Source organism: Pseudomonas caspiana (genome assembly GCF_040224095.2).
GTDB classification, from domain to species: Bacteria; Pseudomonadota; Gammaproteobacteria; order Pseudomonadales; family Pseudomonadaceae; genus Aquipseudomonas; species Aquipseudomonas caspiana.
In genome coordinates, this window is the sequence record NZ_CP167995.1 from 735,075 (window position 1) to 750,809 (window position 15,735).

Below are 15,735 nucleotides of genomic sequence, written 5' to 3' on the forward strand. Positions count from 1 at the left end.
TCTCTCGACGGGCTCAGTTCACGGCGGACGTCGCGTCGACATGTCGCGGCAGAGTTACCCTGATACGGGTCCCGCGCTCGTGCTCGGTATCAACCGGGCTGTCGATAGTGATCTGTCCATAATGCTCTTCAACGATGGAATAGACCAGTGCAAGGCCTAGTCCGGTCCCTTCACCCGGGTCCTTGGTAGTGAAGAACGGTTCGAACAATCGATCCATGATTGCTTTGGAGATCCCACTGCCTTCGTCTTCTACGATCAGATCGACAGTGTGTTCGGATGCTTCGCTTCTGACCCGGACTGCACTGCCTGCGGGCGAGGCATCACGCGCGTTGGAAAGCAGGTTGATCAAGACCTGTGCAAGCCTTTGCGGATCGCCGTCGACCCAATGCTCCGGATTGCACAGGTTATAAAACTGGACTTCGAAGTTACGACGGTTCAAGGCCAACAGACCAATGGCATCCTGCGCCACTTCGGCCAGGCAAACGGCTTCATCGCTGTGTTGGTGACTGCCCGCATGGGCAAAGCTCATCAGCGATTGCACAATCCGCGAAACACGTTTGGTCTGTTCGAGTATCTGGCTGCTGATTTCAGTCAGCTCACCATCGTCCTCACGTTCTTCGCGCAGGTTTTGCGCAAGACAGGCAATGCCGGTGATCGGGTTGCCGATTTCGTGAGCGACCCCTGCAGCCAGGCGGCCGATGCTCGCCAGACGTTCGGAGTGCACCAGCTTGTCTTCGAGCATTTGTGTGTCGGTCAGGTCTTCTACCAGCAGCACCAACCCGCTGTTACCGGGTGCGAGCGGCTCATCAATGGCTGCTTTGTGCAGGTTCAACCAGCGTATTTGGCCGTCCAGTGCCAGGCGTTGTTTGTGCAGATGTTCGTCTGGCAGGTGGATAAAGCCGCTGAGCAGTTCTTTCCAGGGTTCTGCAATTGTCTCAAGCCGTGAGCCCACTACACGTTGGGCCGCAATGCCGGTGAGTTCTTCCATGGCTTTGTTCCACATCAGGATCTCCTGATCCTTGGCCAGCGAGCACACACCCATTGGTAATTCCTGAAGCGTCTGGCGGTGGTAGCGACGCAGGGCATCAAGTTCAGCCGCCAGCCCGGTGAGGCGCGAGTGGTAGTCCTCAAGCCGGCTTTCAATGAAGTGAATGTCTTCGGTGACGTAGTTTTCGCCGCTGGACTTGTAGGGCAGGAACGTTTCGACCATGTCCTGTGCCACGCTGGGGCCCATCAAGCCAGAAAGGTTGGCCTCGATTCTGTCCCTTAAACGACGCAGTGCGTAAGGCCGACGTTCGTCGAATGGCAGGTAGAGATCACGCAACGCCTGCTCGACTTCTTTCTGCGCAGCCTTGGCTCCCAGCGGTTTGGCCAGTTGGGTGGCAAATTCCTGAGGGGAGACAGCGTGCAGTTCACGGCGCTGTGGGCGACGAACGTTGTCCACCGCACACGCCTCGGCGGCGCTGGCTTCTTCGGGGCTCGGGTTGCTGAACAGCGAAATCAGCGTGAAGACCAGCACGTTGACGGCCAGCGAAGCAATCGCTGCCATGTGCCAACTGGTCTCGGTCAGTTTGTAGATCTTGTCGAGGAGCGGTAGATAGACGCTTTGGAGGTCGCCAATCAACGGCAACAACATGCTGAAGATCCAGACCGTGATACCCGCCAATAACCCCGCGATGAAACCCCTGCGATTGGCGGCGGGCCAATACAGCACGGAGAGTACGCCCGGCAGGAATTGCAGCGTGGCGACAAACGCGACGATGCCCAGATTGGCGAGATTCTGCTGGGCACCCAGCAGCAGGTAGAAACCGTAGCCAGCCATGATGATCGCCACGATCAAGGCGCGACGGGTCCATTTCAGCCAGCGGTAAATATTGCCTTCCGCCGGAGGCTGATAAAGCGGCAACACCAGATGGTTCAGCGCCATGCCGGAGAGTGCTAGGGTGGTGACGATGATCAGACCGCTGGCCGCCGATAAACCGCCGACATAGGCCAGCAACGCCAGGGACTTGCTGTTCACCGCGATGCCGATGCCCAAAGTGAAAAACTCGGGGCTGGTGGTAGCGCCGAGTTTGAGCCCTGCCCACAAAATCAGCGGCACAGCCAGGCTCATCAACAACAGGAACAGCGGCAGGCCCCAGCTCGCACTGACCAGCGCCCGCGGGTTGAGATTCTCGGTAAACGTCATGTGGTACATGTGCGGCATGACAATGGCTGAGGCGAAAAACACCAGTAACAGTGTGCGCCATGGGCCTTCCTGCAGCGGGGTATGGAGGGCTGCGAGAGTGGTCTGATTTTGCAGCAGCCACAGTTCAAGTTGTTGCGGGCCGTCAAACACCCCATACAAGGCATAGAGGCCGATACCGCCAATGGCCACAAGTTTGATGACCGACTCGAAGGCGATCGCGAACACCAGGCCTTCGTGTTTCTCGCGGGTGGCGATATGGCGCGAACCGAAGAAAATCGTGAACAGGGTAATCAACGCGCAGAACGCTATGGCGACGCGATCCTGTACGGGCTCGCGGGTCAGGATGCCAATCGAATCGGCCACTGCCTGGATCTGTAACGCTAACAGCGGCAGCACGCCAATTAGCATGAAAATGGTGGTCAGCGCCCCGGCCCAGGTACTGCGGAAGCGAAAGGCGAACAAGTCCGCCAGGGACGACAGTTGATAGGTACGGGTAATGCGCAGGATCGGATAGAGCAGCACCGGTGCGAGCAGAAAAGCGCCGGACACGCCGAGATAGCTGGACAGGAAGCCGTAACCGTACTGATACGCCAGACCGACCGTTCCATAGAACGCCCAGGCACTGGCGTAAACACCGAGCGACAGCGTGTAAGTCAGCGGGTGGCGGATTATCCAGCGCGGTATGACCCCGCGTTCGCTGATCCAGGCCACGCCAAACAGCATCAGCAGATAGGCGGCGCTGACCAGAATCATCTGGGTCAGGCTAAAGCTCATCGGCATCTTTTTGGCTCTGGAGAATGAAGGTCACCACGATCAGAATCAGCCACAGCAAATAAGGCCGATACCACGCACCCGTAGCGTCGATCCACCAGTCCATGATGGCCGGTGAAAACAGGTAAATGCCGACTACCAGCAACAGGACCAAGCGGTAAATATACATTTGGCCTCCTTCACGATTCATTCGCGTTGCGGCAGTTGAGGAGCGGCATGGTAACGGATGGCGAGTAACCTGCAAGCGTCGCGTAAGCCGCTGTCCGTATCAGTTTGCAGCGACCGCTCTATCTCAGTCTATCCGGGCCTCTTCAAGGTTCCGTACGCGAGGGATAGCGGAAACGTTCCAGCGCTCGATTGCCCATTTCAGAACTTCCTGAGGTGTGCCGTAAGTGAGCCCTGATTCTGGTTCCTGACCGAGTGCGCGCAGGGCTCGTAATAGCAGTGGAGTTGCCTGATCGGCTTCCAGCGGGGGCGAGCGGTAGCTTTTCCCGAGCTTGTTGCCATCGGGCTGGGTAATGAGCGGTACATGCAGGTAACGCGGCTGTGGTACACCGAGCAATTCCTGGAGGTACAGCTGGCGTGGGGTAGAGTCGAGCAGGTCGGCACCGCGCACGATATCGGTTACGCCCTGCATGGCGTCATCGATGACGACGGCCAGTTGATAGGCGTACAGCCCGTCGCGGCGACGGATCACAAAGTCACCGACTTCTCGGCCAAGGTGTTGCTGGAACGGGCCTTGCACCCGGTCTTCGAACCGGTACAGCAGTTCAGGGACGCGAATTCGGATCGCTGCGTTATCTGGCGAATGCCCGGCATTTCTACAGGTGCCCGGGTAAATACCCTGAAATGGTTCGAGTTGTTTGCGCGAGCAGGTGCAGGCGTAAGCAAGACCATGACTGAACCAGCGATTGATGACTTCCTGATAGACCTCGTGGCGATGGCTCTGGGTGACCAGTTGCCCGTCCCATTCGAAGCCATAGCGTTCGAGCGTTTCAAGGATGGCCGCCTGGGCACCGGCTACTTCACGCGGCGGATCGAGGTCCTCCATGCGCATCAACCATTGCCCGCCGACTGAGCGCGCGTCGAGATAAGACGCCAATGCTGCGACCAGTGAGCCGAAGTGCAGGTAACCGCTGGGCGTCGGCGCAAAGCGCCCGATGTAGGAGGGGGATTTCATGAGGCGGGATATTACTGGAGATTGTTGGATATCTGTAGGAGATCGGCCTGTGCCCATGACACCGCGCTGTCAAACACCAACCTGTAGGGGCGCACGAGCACCGCGAGGCTGCAATGGCAGTGTTTCAGGCAGAACGCCGCGCTCCTACAGGGAGAGCATTGGGCAATTGGTTGAGCTCAAAAACAATAAAGGACGCCGAAGCGTCCTTTATGTGTGCAAGGTTGCGGGTCGTGTTACTTGCCGACCTGCTTTTCCTTGATTTCAGCCAAAGTCTTGCAGTCGATGCAAAGGTCAGCAGTCGGGCGGGCTTCGAGACGGCGGATGCCGATTTCTACACCGCACGATTCGCACCAGCCGTATTCTTCGTCTTCGATCAATTGCAGCGTCTTGTCGATCTTCTTGATCAACTTGCGTTCGCGATCACGAGCACGCAGTTCGAGACTGAATTCTTCTTCCTGGCTGGCACGGTCGGCCGGGTCAGGAAAATTGGCAGCTTCGTCCTTCATGTGAGTCATGGTGCGATCGACTTCATTCATCAGATCCTGCTTCCAGCGATTCAGGATTTTAGTGAAGTGACCGCGCATTTCAGCGCTCATATACTCTTCACCCTTACCGAGTTCGTAAGGCTTGAAGTCACCGTTCAGCTGGTTGTTCTGCTGCTTTTCTTGGGTGGGCATGAATGGACCGCCTCTCACTCTTTAATCCATTGCGCAGGAAAATATCCATCACCGGCACCTGCCGGCCCTGCGGCTGCAAGCGGGCGAACTTACCAGATCGAATCGGAGCGCGCTACTCCCGGTTGTCGAGCGTGCATTCGACCTGGGCGGTTAATGGCCGTTGCAACAGACGCGGGCTTGAGGAAAACGTTCAACGACTGAAACTCGTTACACTCATTTGGATGGATTTAGGTCCATTCTCTGCTGTTTGCCGGGGCGTGATTAACTTTCCTTTGCAGGTGAGTGCTTGGGTAGAATCGCTCCTCATTTTGCATGCCCACAGGCATCCGGCCCGATTAATTAAGGAAGGCTAATGGCTCAGCCCTACAGTGCGCGCAGTCGCGCCATCGAACCCTTTCATGTCATGGCATTGCTGGCGCGGGCCAATGAGCTGCAGGCCGCAGGGCACGACGTGATCCATCTGGAGATCGGCGAACCTGACTTCACAACCGCTCAACCCATCATTGAAGCTGGGCAGGCGGCGCTGGCGGCGGGCAAAACCCGATACACCGCGGCGCGAGGCTTGCCTGAGTTACGTGAAGCCATCGCGGATTTTTACGACCAGCGCTACGGCGTGAACGTCGATCCCGGCCGTATTCTCGTGACGCCAGGTGGTTCGGGCGCGCTTTTGCTGGCCAGCAGTTTATTGGTCGATCCGGGTAAGCACTGGTTGTTGGCTGATCCTGGTTACCCCTGTAACCGTCACTTTCTGCGCCTGGTGGAAGGCGCGGCGCAGTTGGTTCCGGTCGGTCCACAGGAACGTTACCAACTGACCCCGGACCTCGTGGCGCGGCATTGGGACAGTGACAGTGTCGGCGCGTTGGTCGCATCGCCTGCAAACCCAACGGGTACGCTGTTGAGTCGCGATGAACTGGCGGGGCTTTCCGCATCGCTTAAAGCGCGCAACGGTCATTTGGTGGTGGACGAGATCTATCATGGCCTGACCTACGGCACCGATGCTGCCAGCGTGCTGGAAGTCGATGACGATGCCTTCGTCTTGAATAGTTTTTCGAAATATTTCGGCATGACGGGCTGGCGTCTTGGCTGGCTTGTTGCGCCTCAGGAAGCCGTCGCTGATCTGGAAAAACTGGCCCAGAATCTCTACATCAGTGCGCCGAGCATGGCCCAATACGCGGCGCTGGCCTGCTTCGAGCCGCAGACGCTGGAAATTCTCGAAACTCGCCGTACGGAGTTCGGATTGCGTAGGGACTTCCTGTTACCCGCCCTGCGCGAGCTGGGCTTCGGGATTGCCGTTGAGCCGGAAGGCGCGTTTTACCTGTATGCCGATATCAGCGCGTTCGGGGGCGATGCTTACTCCTTTTGCCAGCACTTCCTTGAAACCGAGCATGTTGCGATCACTCCGGGGCTGGATTTTGGTCGCTTTCAGGCGGGGCATCATGTGCGTTTCGCTTATACCCAAAGCCTACCGCGTTTGCAGGAAGCGGTTGAGCGGATTGCTCGCGGGCTAAGGAGCTGGCAAGGCTGATGCGTTTTTCTCCAGAGCTTGAACAAGGTTTGCTGTTGGTGCGCTACAAGCGTTTTCTGGCCGATATTCAAACTGACACTGGCGAGTTATTGACCATTCACTGCCCTAACACCGGCTCGATGTTCAATTGCATGATGCCGGGCGGGCGGGTGTGGTTCAGCCGCTCCAATGATCCAAAACGCAAATTGCCGGGGACCTGGGAGATCAGCGAAACCCCTCAAGGTCGCCTTGCCTGTGTCAACACCGGGCGGGCCAATACGTTGGTCGAAGAGGCGTTGTGCGGCGGAGTAATTACCGAACTGAACGGATTTACCGCTCTTAAGCGGGAAGTGGCCTACGGGCAAGAAAAAAGCCGGGTGGATTTTCGTCTGGACTACCCGCAAGGGCCCGCTTATGTGGAGGTAAAAAGTGTCACGCTGGGCTTTGATGGCAGTTCGGTAGCGGCGTTTCCGGATGCGGTCACTCAGCGTGGTGCGCGCCATTTGCGGGAGTTGGCGAGTCTGGCTCGTGAAGGTGTGCGTGCAGTACTGCTGTATTGCGTGAACCTCACCGGTATCGAAGCGGTACGACCTGCGCAGGAAATTGACCCAGGCTATGCCGCGGCATTGCGCGAAGCCGTTGCAGCAGGCGTAGAGGTGCTGGCGTATGGCGTGCAGTTGACGCCCGAAGAGATCTTTATCGACAGGCCGCTGCAGCTTCGCTGGGCGAGTGATTCGGATCAGTCAGTGCCGGGTGTGTCGATCCATATACCTTGATGATCTTCGTGACTGGTAATCCCGGTCAGGGATCGTCCTTCACAGGGGCCAGCGACGCATTCGCCGCTTTCAATGAGGAACAACGCGCCGTGGGTCGCGCAGTGAATAAGGCTCGCGCTGGGGTCCAGAAACTGGTCGGGTTGCCATTCCAGCGGGACGCCACGGTGCGGGCAACGATTGTGGTAGACGAATACCTGCCCGTTGCGCCGTGTAGCGAACAGTTTGCGGCCATTGATTTCAAACCCTCGGCTTTGGGCTTCCGGCAGTTGATCGCCAGTGCAGAGCAATTTCAACAGGGCCTCCGTGGGGCTTGTGACGTTAGAGTGTTCTCAGGCAGGTAGTGTGGCAGTTCTCTTCGGGGTTGGGGATGTCGCGTTGAGGTGCCAGCGGCCGGGATCTGTGAAAAAACGCATGACTCACTAAAAAGCGTTTTTTGCGGACCGGCTTTAACTAAAAGTGGGCCGTTACATTCCCCACCTCCTTCGCCAGAAATAACGTCCTCCCGGCCAAAGCCATTCCTGCGGACTTCCGTTTGCCGCGAAACAGAAAGCTGCCGTAAATAGCGGTATGAAGCAGCAGATATCCATCGGTTCCGTTCCTCAAGCACCGACTGCTAATTCGGACATTTCCGGTTATCACGTAGTCCACCTCTCTCTTCACCTTGGCGGCGATTCTTTGGCTGCTGGCTCCTATATGTTCTCGCTTTCATTTGTTTGAAGCAGTCGAGGACGATACGTGAACATGGAAATTTCCCCTGAAGATGAGCAATTAGCCCGTCAGGCCATCAGTCTGTTCGACTTGGTAGCGTTGGATATTGACGACACCGAATCGCGAATCATTGGTTTGTGTCAGAGGGCGATGACGCCGCTGGGGCCTATCGCTTCCATCTGCGTTTATCCGCGCTTCGTGTTGCTGGCGCGAACGACGTTGGACCGGCTCCAGCACCGCGACATACACGTGGTGGCGGTGGTGAACTTTCCTTACGGCTCACCGAACAAGGAGACGGTCATGTCTGAAACCCGTGCGGCTGTTATGTCAGGTGCTGACGAGATCGACATGGTTTATCCATTTCGTTCGCTGCTCTCGGGCGATCAGCAGACGGGGAGCGAGATGGTTGCGGCGTGCCGTGCTGCATGCGGGCCTGACACGCTACTGACGGTGACTCTTGAGGTGGGCGATCTGCGCGACCCCCAGATCATTCGAAATGCCTGTCAGGGAGCGATTGTTGCGGGCGCAAACTTCATCAAGACCAGCACCGGCAAATTGGTGACTACGCCCACGCCACAGGCAGTGCGGGTCATGCTTGAAAGTCTTGTGGATGTCGGTGGGCAGGTCGGGATCAAGCTGTGCGGTGGTTTACGTACATTGGCTGACGCGAGAATGTTCATGGAGATGGCGCGCACACGCTTTGGTCCGCAGTGGGTCAGTGCCCAGCGTGTGAGGCTGGTAGGCTCAAGCCTGCTGGATGATATCTTGTCGCAGCTCGGGATTCTGGGGCCGGGTTCGCAGGGCCCTGGCTACTGAAGGGCGTGATGTCTAATGGGATGCTGCTAACGGCTGACTCCGTTTTGGCCAAGAAATTACAGGCAAAAAAAGACCCGGCAAAGAGCCGGGTCAAAAACCGTGATTAGCCTGATGAGGAGATAATCTGAAAGTCCGAACCAAGGTCTTTCAGGTATCGGCCAGTCTCGCGACCGGTTGTGATAATCATATCGATTCTCATTTGCATGTCAATCACTTCTTCTGAACTATTTTCCTGGTCTGCTTCAATCAGATCTTTCTGAGACTCATTCGATGGTTAACCTGCTCGTTCAAAGCGTCCTTGCGATCATTGGGCAGGTCATTCCAGTGGATGTCCATAAGGGCTGCCTCAATCGCATACAACAAAACTTTGGTGGCTCGAAAGCCTCGCTTTCTAACCGCCTGATAAGCGTCTACGGCACCCATACGGCGTAAATCAGAAGCGTTGTGGATGCCTACCGCGTGTAACCATTGAGCTGAAGTCTTGCCTACATTTTTCAGATGTTGCAGTTCATCGTTCATCATGCCTCCGTGCGATGCTGAGCTATGACTGTGGGTGAAACTGGCAAGTCTGGGGGATTGTAGCTTTCGGGAGGGGAGATGCAGGGTTGGTTATCGGATAAATAGCTGGAGGTGATCAGCGGAGGGAAAGGGCTGCAGGGAATCAGCCCGACATGCATTGCGCAGACGGGCATGATCTAAACGGACGATGGGTGATGCAATCAGTGCGTGCGGTAGCGCAAGCGGGTACCGAAGTTGACCGACATCAAAATCTCATCCGCTGTCAGTTCGCGCGGGAAGAACGTTCCCGAGATTTGTGCGTGGGCAATGCTTGCCCCTTCCAGTGGTGTGCTGCTCAGGTCAAGGCCGCGCAAGTCGGCGGAACGGAAATAGGCATCGGTAAAGTCGATACCGGCAGTGTCCAGGTTGCGCAAGTCCAATCCACGGAAGTCACCCCCCTGAAAGTCGATGGTGCCTGACTTGGGTTTCTCTTGGTTGAACCCGGCAACATCGTCGTTGCGCAACATCGCATACAGCGGCGAATCCAGTACTTTGGGCTGACTCATAGCGCCTCGCTTTTTCCGTTCCGTTAGAATTATGACGCCAGTATATCGCCACTATTTTCAAGCCGTGAAGCACTAACTGCCAAACGGCTCAAAACATTGTTTTAGAGCGCAGGAAGCCGCTGACGAAGATTTTCGATCAGGCTGTCGAGGTCATCGCTTTTATTGGTTTCGACGCGCTTGCTGTGCAGGGTTTCCTCAGTGGTCAGTGGTTCCCGGCTGGCTTGCTGAGCCTCGATAACTTCCATTGTTGCATCAGAAGGGTCGGTGTTTTCTGCCTGACGCTGCGCCAGCCACCCAGCGATGACGGCTTGCGGAGCGTCACAATCCAGAATCAGGAACGGCACGCCAGTGGTTTCGGCGACCTTGGAGGCCGCTTTGCGTTGTGCCTGCTTGAGGTACGTCGCATCAATGACCACCGGGAAGCCCGCGCGCAGCACGACTCCAGCCAATTCATGCAGGCGCTCGTAGGTTGCGTTGCTGGCGTCGGCTTCATAGAGGTTGGCGTCCTGACCGGCAAACAGGCGTTTGCGTTCTACGTCCGAACGCAGGCGCACAGCCCCGAGCGACTCCACCAGGCGCTTGGCTACATGGCTCTTGCCCACTGCGGATACGCCATGGGTGATTACCAGGAATCGTGACGGGATGGCGCTGTAGCTTTCCGCCAGATTGGCGTAGTTGCGATACTGGCGCAGAGTGGCACCGCGCTGAACGGCATCAGCATCGGCCGGAAGGCTGAACAATGCGACCTTGGCACGTACGAGCGCGCGATAGGCTTTGTAGAAGTTCAGCAGTTCGAGGCCCTGATAATCGCCGGTCAGTTCCAGATACTGGCTGATGAGGCGGCGTGCCAGAGACTTCAGGCCGCGATCTTCAAGGTCCATGGCCAGGAAGCCGATGTCGGCATAGACGTCAGTCATGCGGAACGGCTCGTTGAATTCAATGCAGTCGAAAATCACGACCTTGCCATCGATCAGGGTGATGTTACCCAGATGGATGTCGCCATGGCACTCGCGGATAAAGCCATCGGTCTTGCGCTGGGCAAGCAACGGCTTAAGTCTCTCAAAGCTGGATTCAGCCCATGCCTGTAAGGCGTCCAGTTGCAGAAGATCGGTTTTTTCGCTGATTAGCGGGCGAATCTGCTCAAAGTTTTGCAAGACAGGCGCCATGACGCTGTCAGGCGAGCCTAGCTCATTCTCTGCACCAACTTTTGGCGCTTCAATGTGGAATTGGCCGATTTGCGTCGCGATGGTGTCGATGTGTGCCGGAGTCAGTTCACCGTTTGCTTGCAAGGTGCTCAGCAAACCGTCCTGCGAGAACTGGCGCATCTTCAGTGCATACTCGATAACTTCGCCTTCGCCACCCAGTTGCGGGTTCTCGGCGGTTCCGGTGACCGGGATGACTTCCAGATAGAGGTCCTCGGTCAGGCGTTGGTTGAGACGCAGCTCTTCCTGGCAGAAGTGTTCACGAGCCGACAAGGTCGTGAAGTCCAGGAAGCCGAAATTGACCGGTTTCTTGAATTTGTAAACGAATGGGCCGGTGAGCAGCACCCACGAAATGTGCGTTTCGATGAGCTGGAAGCCCTCGACCGGATGCGGAAACAGGGCGGGGTTCTGCAGGGCTGCAATCAGTGACTGGCTCACGGACGATCCTTCAAGAGTGATGTTTCATTAAATGCGTCAAGGCGGCCATTATGGCCGCTTGGCGCGAGGCTGCAAACCTCCGGTAAGGGTGTCTGTCGAACCCCGGCAAAGTGCGTATAATCCGCCGCCATGACTCGTACTCGATCCTCTCGCAAAGCAAAAAAACCTGCCTCTGGCGGCCTTCGTACCTGGTTAGGCTGGGGGTTGAAGCTCGGCATTGTCGGGCTCGTCGTGCTGGCCGGCTTCGCTATCTACCTTGATGCCATCGTCCAGGAGAAGTTTTCCGGCAAGCGCTGGATGATCCCGGCCAAGGTGTATGCGCGTCCGCTTGAGCTGTTCGTCGGGCAGAAACTCAGCAAGGACGATTTCCTGATTGAACTCGATGCGCTGGGTTATCGACGCGAAAGCGTTGCCAATGGTCCCGGCGCAGCGGCCGTCAGTGGCAATACCGTAGACCTTAATACCCGTGGTTTTCAGTTCTATGAAGGCACCGATCCTGCCCAGCAGATCCGTGTGCGCTTCTCTGGCGACTACGTTGCCGATCTGTCCTCGGCCAATGGTGCCAAGTTGGCAGTTGCCCGACTGGAGCCACTGATGATCGGTGGCCTGTACCCGAAAAACCTTGAAGACCGGATTCTGATCAAGCTCGATCAGGCTCCGCCGTATCTGTTGGATACACTTGTAACTGTTGAAGACCGGGATTTCTACCATCACTTTGGTGTTTCGCCCAAGTCGATTGCCCGTGCATTCTGGGTCAACGCCTCTGCCGGGCAGATGCGTCAGGGCGGTAGTACGCTCACGCAACAGTTGGTCAAGAACTTCTACCTGACCAACGAACGCAGCCTGACGCGCAAGCTGACCGAAGCCATGATGGCTGTTCTGCTGGAGATTCATTACAGCAAACAGGAAATTCTTGAGGCTTACCTCAACGAGGTATTCGTCGGTCAAGATGGCCAGCGTGCGGTGCACGGCTTTGGTCTCGCCAGTCAGTACTTCTTCAGTCAGCCTTTGTCTGAGCTGAAGTTGCATCAGGTCGCGTTGCTGGTCGGTCTGGTCAAGGGGCCGTCTTATTACAACCCGCGTCGTAATCCGGAGCGTGCGCTTGAGCGACGCAATCTGGTGCTCGACCTGCTTGAGCAACAAGGCGTGGCCACCGCTGAGGCAGTGGCCGCAGCCAAGAAAATGCCATTGGGTGTGACCAAAACCGGTAGTCTGGCTGACAGCTCGTTCCCGGGTTTCCTCGATTTGGTCAAACGTCAGTTGCGGGAAGATTATCGCGACGAAGACTTGACCGAAGAAGGTCTGCGTATCTTCACCAGCTTTGATCCGATCCTGCAGATGAAGTCCGAATCGGCCATGAGCGAGACGTTCAAGCGCCTGTCGGGTCGCAAAGGTGTGGATGACGTCGAAGCCGCGATGGTCGTGACCAATCCGGAAACGGGTGAAGTCCAGGCCCTGATCGGTAGTCGCAAGGCAGGGTATGCCGGTTTCAACCGTGCCATCGATGCAGTGCGACCGATTGGCTCGTTGGTTAAACCTTCTATTTATCTCACTGCCCTTGAGCGTCCGAGCAAGTACACGTTGACCAGTTGGGTTGCGGACGAGCCGTTCCAGGTCAAAGGGGCGGATGGTCAGGTCTGGAAGCCGCAGAACTTTGATCACAAAGCACACGGCAATATTTTCCTGTATCAGGGCCTGGCGCATTCCTACAACCTGTCTAGCGCCAAAATCGGCCTGGAAGTCGGTGTGCCAAACGTATTCAAAACCATTGGCAAGCTGGGCGTTGACGTGGATTGGCCCGCCTATCCGTCAATGTTGCTGGGCGCGGGTGCGTTGAGTCCGATCCAGGTCGCGACCATGTTCCAGACCATCGCCAATGGCGGTTTCAACACGCCAATGCGCGGCATTCGAAGCGTGCTGACGGCCGAAGGTGAACCGCTAAAGCGTTATCCGTTCCAGATTCAGCAGCGCTTTGATCCGGGCTCGATCTATCTCCTGCAAAATGCGATGCAGCGGGTGATGCGCGAAGGTACCGGTCGGTCGGTTTATAACGTGTTGCCTAGCTCGTTGAACCTTGCCGGTAAGTCCGGGACAACCAACGACTCCCGTGATAGCTGGTTCGCAGGTTTCAGCCAGGATTTGCTGGCGGTCGTGTGGCTTGGCAGGGATGACAACGGTAAAACGCCGTTCACCGGCGCTACCGGGGCGTTGCAGGTCTGGACAAGCTTCATGAGCAAAGCTGATCCGCTGCCGCTGGATATGGCGCAGCCTGATAACGTCGTTCAAGTCTGGGTCAATGCCGCTACAGGCGAGGGCTCGGACGCCGGTTGCCCGAACGCCGTGCAGATGCCGTATATTCGCGGCAGTGAACCTGCCCCCGGCGCTGCTTGTGGTGGGCCTGCGGCTCCGGCCCAGGAAGTGATGGATTGGGTCAAGGGTTGGCTGAACTAGATTAATTGAGCGCCCCAAAGAGGATCTAAAGTGAACAAGTGGTTAATACCAGCGTTGACAGCTGTGGCTTTGCTCAATGGTTGTGCCAGCGTAGAGCGTGGCTCGATTCCGGTGGTGGATTCGGGTTCGAAGGTTTCCAACAGCGAGCGTGTCTCGCGTAATGGTGCATCGAGGGCTGACGTTGCTCAGACACCTGCTCAGGCTCAATCTGTGCCTCAGGATTCTGGCGTCGTGGTCATGATTCCAGGCGGCGGTGCGGGTAGTTCTGCGCCAATCAGCACGTATGCTGCGCCGGTAGGTCAGGCACCGATCAGTGTTGACGCTCCGATTGATACCTCGCCGGTCAACGCGCCGATCAGTACCAATACCTACAACATGCCTGCATCCACTTCGCCAAGTGGTATCCCGTCTTCGGGTAGCGGGCTGTCCGCCGATGAGCAACTGGATGGCCCCGTGCTGGCGCTGCTGACCACCGCGCAGCAACAACAGAATGGCGGTGACCTCAATGGTGCGTCTTCCAGCCTTGAGCGTGCGCAGCGCGTTGCCCCTCGGGAGCCGCAAGTTATCTACCGATTGGCACAAGTGCGTCTGGCTCAGGGTGATTCAGCTCAGGCCGAGCAACTGGCACGTCGTGGTTTGACCTATGCCAATGGCCGTCCAAGTCTGCAGGCCAGCCTGTGGGAAATCATTGCTCAGGCCCGTGAGAAACAAGGCGATGCCGCTGGCGCTGCTCTGGCGCGTCAGAAAGCCAAGGTTGGCGCTTGATGGATAAGCGTTTTCCTGAGGTGGCGGAACATTTGCTGCTGATTGAGCGCGAGTTGCGCTCGCTGGGGTGGTGGAGTGATCTGCCGCCCAGTGAGCAGGCGCTCTCCAGTGGCGAACCATTCTGCGTTGACACGCTGGAATTCGAACAGTGGCTGCAGTGGATTTTCCTGCCACGCATGAAGCTCATTCTTGAAAATGATCTACCGCTGCCAAATGCCTCCGGCATCCTCGAAATGGCCGAGATGGTCTACGCCACGCGCTCACGTGAAACCCAGCCGTTGCAGCAGTTGCTTGCGCAGTTTGATCGGTTGATCACTCAGGCCCGCTAATCGCGGCGGCTCAGGGATGTGGTGCTGTGCCTGCAGGGCCGCCGAAGGCTGCGAAAGCATGCTTCCAGACGTAGCTTCATTCGCAGCCTTCGGCGGCTCCTGCAAAAGCGCGGCGTTGGTAAGACAAGTCAGCCAATATCAGAGGCAATAATCGTTAATTGCCTTTTGAGTCTCGGCAATACGCCCCTGCCTTTCATCTTCCGTAAGACGTCTTAGCCCTCCCTCCACCTGCTCGCGTACGCGAGGGTTGTTCTGCAGTTGGGCGAGATTGGTGCGCAGGATTTTGCAGTCCTCGTCGCGTCGAGCGTCTTGCTGGGCAACTTTCTTTTTGACGGCGTTATCAATTTCACGCTGCTCTGCCTGAGCCTCGATTGATGCTTTCGAGGCGTCTGACGCTGCAGGCGCGGCGGGCGGTTTCTGGATTTCGATCTGCTGGGTTTGCCGCCCGGCCGGGGGCTGTGCGTCGAAATGAGTAACACCCTGGTCATCGACCCATTTGTAAATTTGAGCTGCATGGGCCGGGACGCCGAGCGCCGCCGCCACCATGGCCGCGAAAATCATGCACCTCATGCTGCTTCCTTCCAGATACGTTTGTCCGGAAACCTATCACAAGGCGGTCCTCATGACCTTATCCGGCACACTTTGGTGCGGTTAATTGGAAGAAAGCTCAAGGATGACTTGACTTGGGGCAGGCGAATCACAACAATCCAAAGTTCGCTGTGAAGGGACTGCCAGAAGCAGACCATCTCGGTAGATCATGAGGCGCACACCCGCGCCGACCTGTTACACCCGCAACGCGTTACCTCGCGCTGGGTGGGAACGCCCCGAAACACTCAGGGGTCATCCCAATACTTGCTCAGTCAGTG

General features: G+C 57.0%; 15 protein-coding genes. 6 read left to right on the forward strand and 9 right to left on the reverse strand.

The features are described from left to right. Nucleotides 1-13: 13 nt before the first annotated feature. The 4 genes from ABRP31_RS03340 to dksA form a co-directional block, all read right to left on the reverse strand. A complete protein-coding gene (locus tag ABRP31_RS03340; RefSeq protein WP_087266447.1) occupies nt 14-2,968 on the reverse strand; it encodes a sensor histidine kinase in 2,955 nt (984 codons plus the stop codon). Next, nucleotides 2,952-3,128, reverse strand: coding sequence for a hypothetical protein (locus ABRP31_RS03345; protein WP_003176118.1), 177 nt, complete (start codon nt 3,126-3,128; stop codon nt 2,952-2,954). Before ABRP31_RS03345 ends, ABRP31_RS03340 begins: the two co-directional genes overlap by 17 nt. 123 nt (nt 3,129-3,251) lie before the next feature. Continuing rightward, nucleotides 3,252-4,139, reverse strand: coding sequence for a tRNA glutamyl-Q(34) synthetase GluQRS (gluQRS, locus tag ABRP31_RS03350; protein ID WP_349971352.1), 888 nt, complete (start codon nt 4,137-4,139; stop codon nt 3,252-3,254). Nucleotides 4,140-4,372: 233 nt separating this feature from the next. After that, nucleotides 4,373-4,816 (reverse strand): RNA polymerase-binding protein DksA, encoded by a 444-nt coding sequence (gene dksA, locus ABRP31_RS03355; RefSeq protein WP_087266443.1) that lies wholly within the window; start codon nt 4,814-4,816, stop codon nt 4,373-4,375. 352 nt (nt 4,817-5,168) lie between these two features. Between dksA and ABRP31_RS03360 the strand changes: the two genes are divergently transcribed. Together ABRP31_RS03360 and sfsA are read left to right on the forward strand one after the other, a co-directional pair. Next, entirely contained in the window at nt 5,169-6,341 is a 1,173-nt protein-coding gene (locus ABRP31_RS03360) for a pyridoxal phosphate-dependent aminotransferase (RefSeq protein ID WP_349971351.1), read from the forward strand. Continuing rightward, nucleotides 6,341-7,096: a DNA/RNA nuclease SfsA gene (gene sfsA, locus ABRP31_RS03365; RefSeq protein WP_349971350.1), complete on the forward strand. Its 756-nt coding sequence runs from the start codon at nt 6,341-6,343 to the stop codon at nt 7,094-7,096. The genes ABRP31_RS03360 and sfsA overlap by 1 nt, the downstream gene beginning before the upstream one ends. Here the strand turns inward: sfsA and ABRP31_RS03370 are convergent. Beyond that, nucleotides 7,060-7,389 carry a Rieske 2Fe-2S domain-containing protein gene (locus ABRP31_RS03370; RefSeq protein WP_349971349.1) on the reverse strand — a complete coding sequence of 110 codons (330 nt, stop codon included), beginning with the start codon at nt 7,387-7,389 and terminating at the stop codon, nt 7,060-7,062. The genes sfsA and ABRP31_RS03370 overlap by 37 nt on opposite strands. A gap of 448 nt (nt 7,390-7,837) precedes the next feature. On the opposite strand from ABRP31_RS03370, the gene deoC reads away from it, so the two are divergent. Continuing rightward, nucleotides 7,838-8,620: a deoxyribose-phosphate aldolase gene (deoC, locus tag ABRP31_RS03375; protein WP_349971348.1), complete on the forward strand. Its 783-nt coding sequence runs from the start codon at nt 7,838-7,840 to the stop codon at nt 8,618-8,620. A 246-nt stretch (nt 8,621-8,866) separates the two neighbouring features. On the opposite strand, the gene ABRP31_RS03380 is transcribed toward deoC, so the two are convergent. The 3 genes from ABRP31_RS03380 to ABRP31_RS03390 all read right to left on the reverse strand — a co-directional run bounded on the left by ABRP31_RS03380 (nt 8,867) and on the right by ABRP31_RS03390 (nt 11,324). Then, nucleotides 8,867-9,139 (reverse strand): TfoX/Sxy family protein, encoded by a 273-nt coding sequence (locus ABRP31_RS03380; protein WP_349971347.1) that lies wholly within the window; start codon nt 9,137-9,139, stop codon nt 8,867-8,869. Nucleotides 9,140-9,339: 200 nt separating this feature from the next. Further along, nucleotides 9,340-9,684, reverse strand: a complete 345-nt coding sequence (locus ABRP31_RS03385) for a pentapeptide repeat-containing protein (RefSeq protein WP_087266431.1) — start codon at nt 9,682-9,684, stop codon at nt 9,340-9,342. 101 nt (nt 9,685-9,785) lie between these two features. Next, nucleotides 9,786-11,324: an AAA family ATPase gene (locus tag ABRP31_RS03390; protein WP_349971346.1), complete on the reverse strand. Its 1,539-nt coding sequence runs from the start codon at nt 11,322-11,324 to the stop codon at nt 9,786-9,788. Nucleotides 11,325-11,453: 129 nt separating this feature from the next. Here ABRP31_RS03390 and mrcB point away from each other — a divergent pair, with 129 nt between their 5' ends. From mrcB to ABRP31_RS03405, 3 genes are read left to right on the forward strand one after another with little or no spacing between them, the layout of a single operon-like run. Further along, entirely contained in the window at nt 11,454-13,775 is a 2,322-nt protein-coding gene (mrcB, locus tag ABRP31_RS03395; protein WP_087266428.1) for a penicillin-binding protein 1B, read from the forward strand. Between the two features lie 30 nt (nt 13,776-13,805). Beyond that, nucleotides 13,806-14,540, forward strand: a complete 735-nt coding sequence (locus ABRP31_RS03400; protein ID WP_349971345.1) for a hypothetical protein — start codon at nt 13,806-13,808, stop codon at nt 14,538-14,540. Further along, a complete protein-coding gene (locus ABRP31_RS03405; RefSeq protein WP_087266424.1) occupies nt 14,540-14,869 on the forward strand; it encodes a YqcC family protein in 330 nt (109 codons plus the stop codon). Before ABRP31_RS03400 ends, ABRP31_RS03405 begins: the two co-directional genes overlap by 1 nt. A gap of 138 nt (nt 14,870-15,007) precedes the next feature. Here ABRP31_RS03405 and ABRP31_RS03410 read toward each other — a convergent pair whose 3' ends face one another. Beyond that, nucleotides 15,008-15,439: a DUF4124 domain-containing protein gene (locus ABRP31_RS03410; protein WP_349971344.1), complete on the reverse strand. Its 432-nt coding sequence runs from the start codon at nt 15,437-15,439 to the stop codon at nt 15,008-15,010. Nucleotides 15,440-15,735 lie beyond the last annotated feature (296 nt).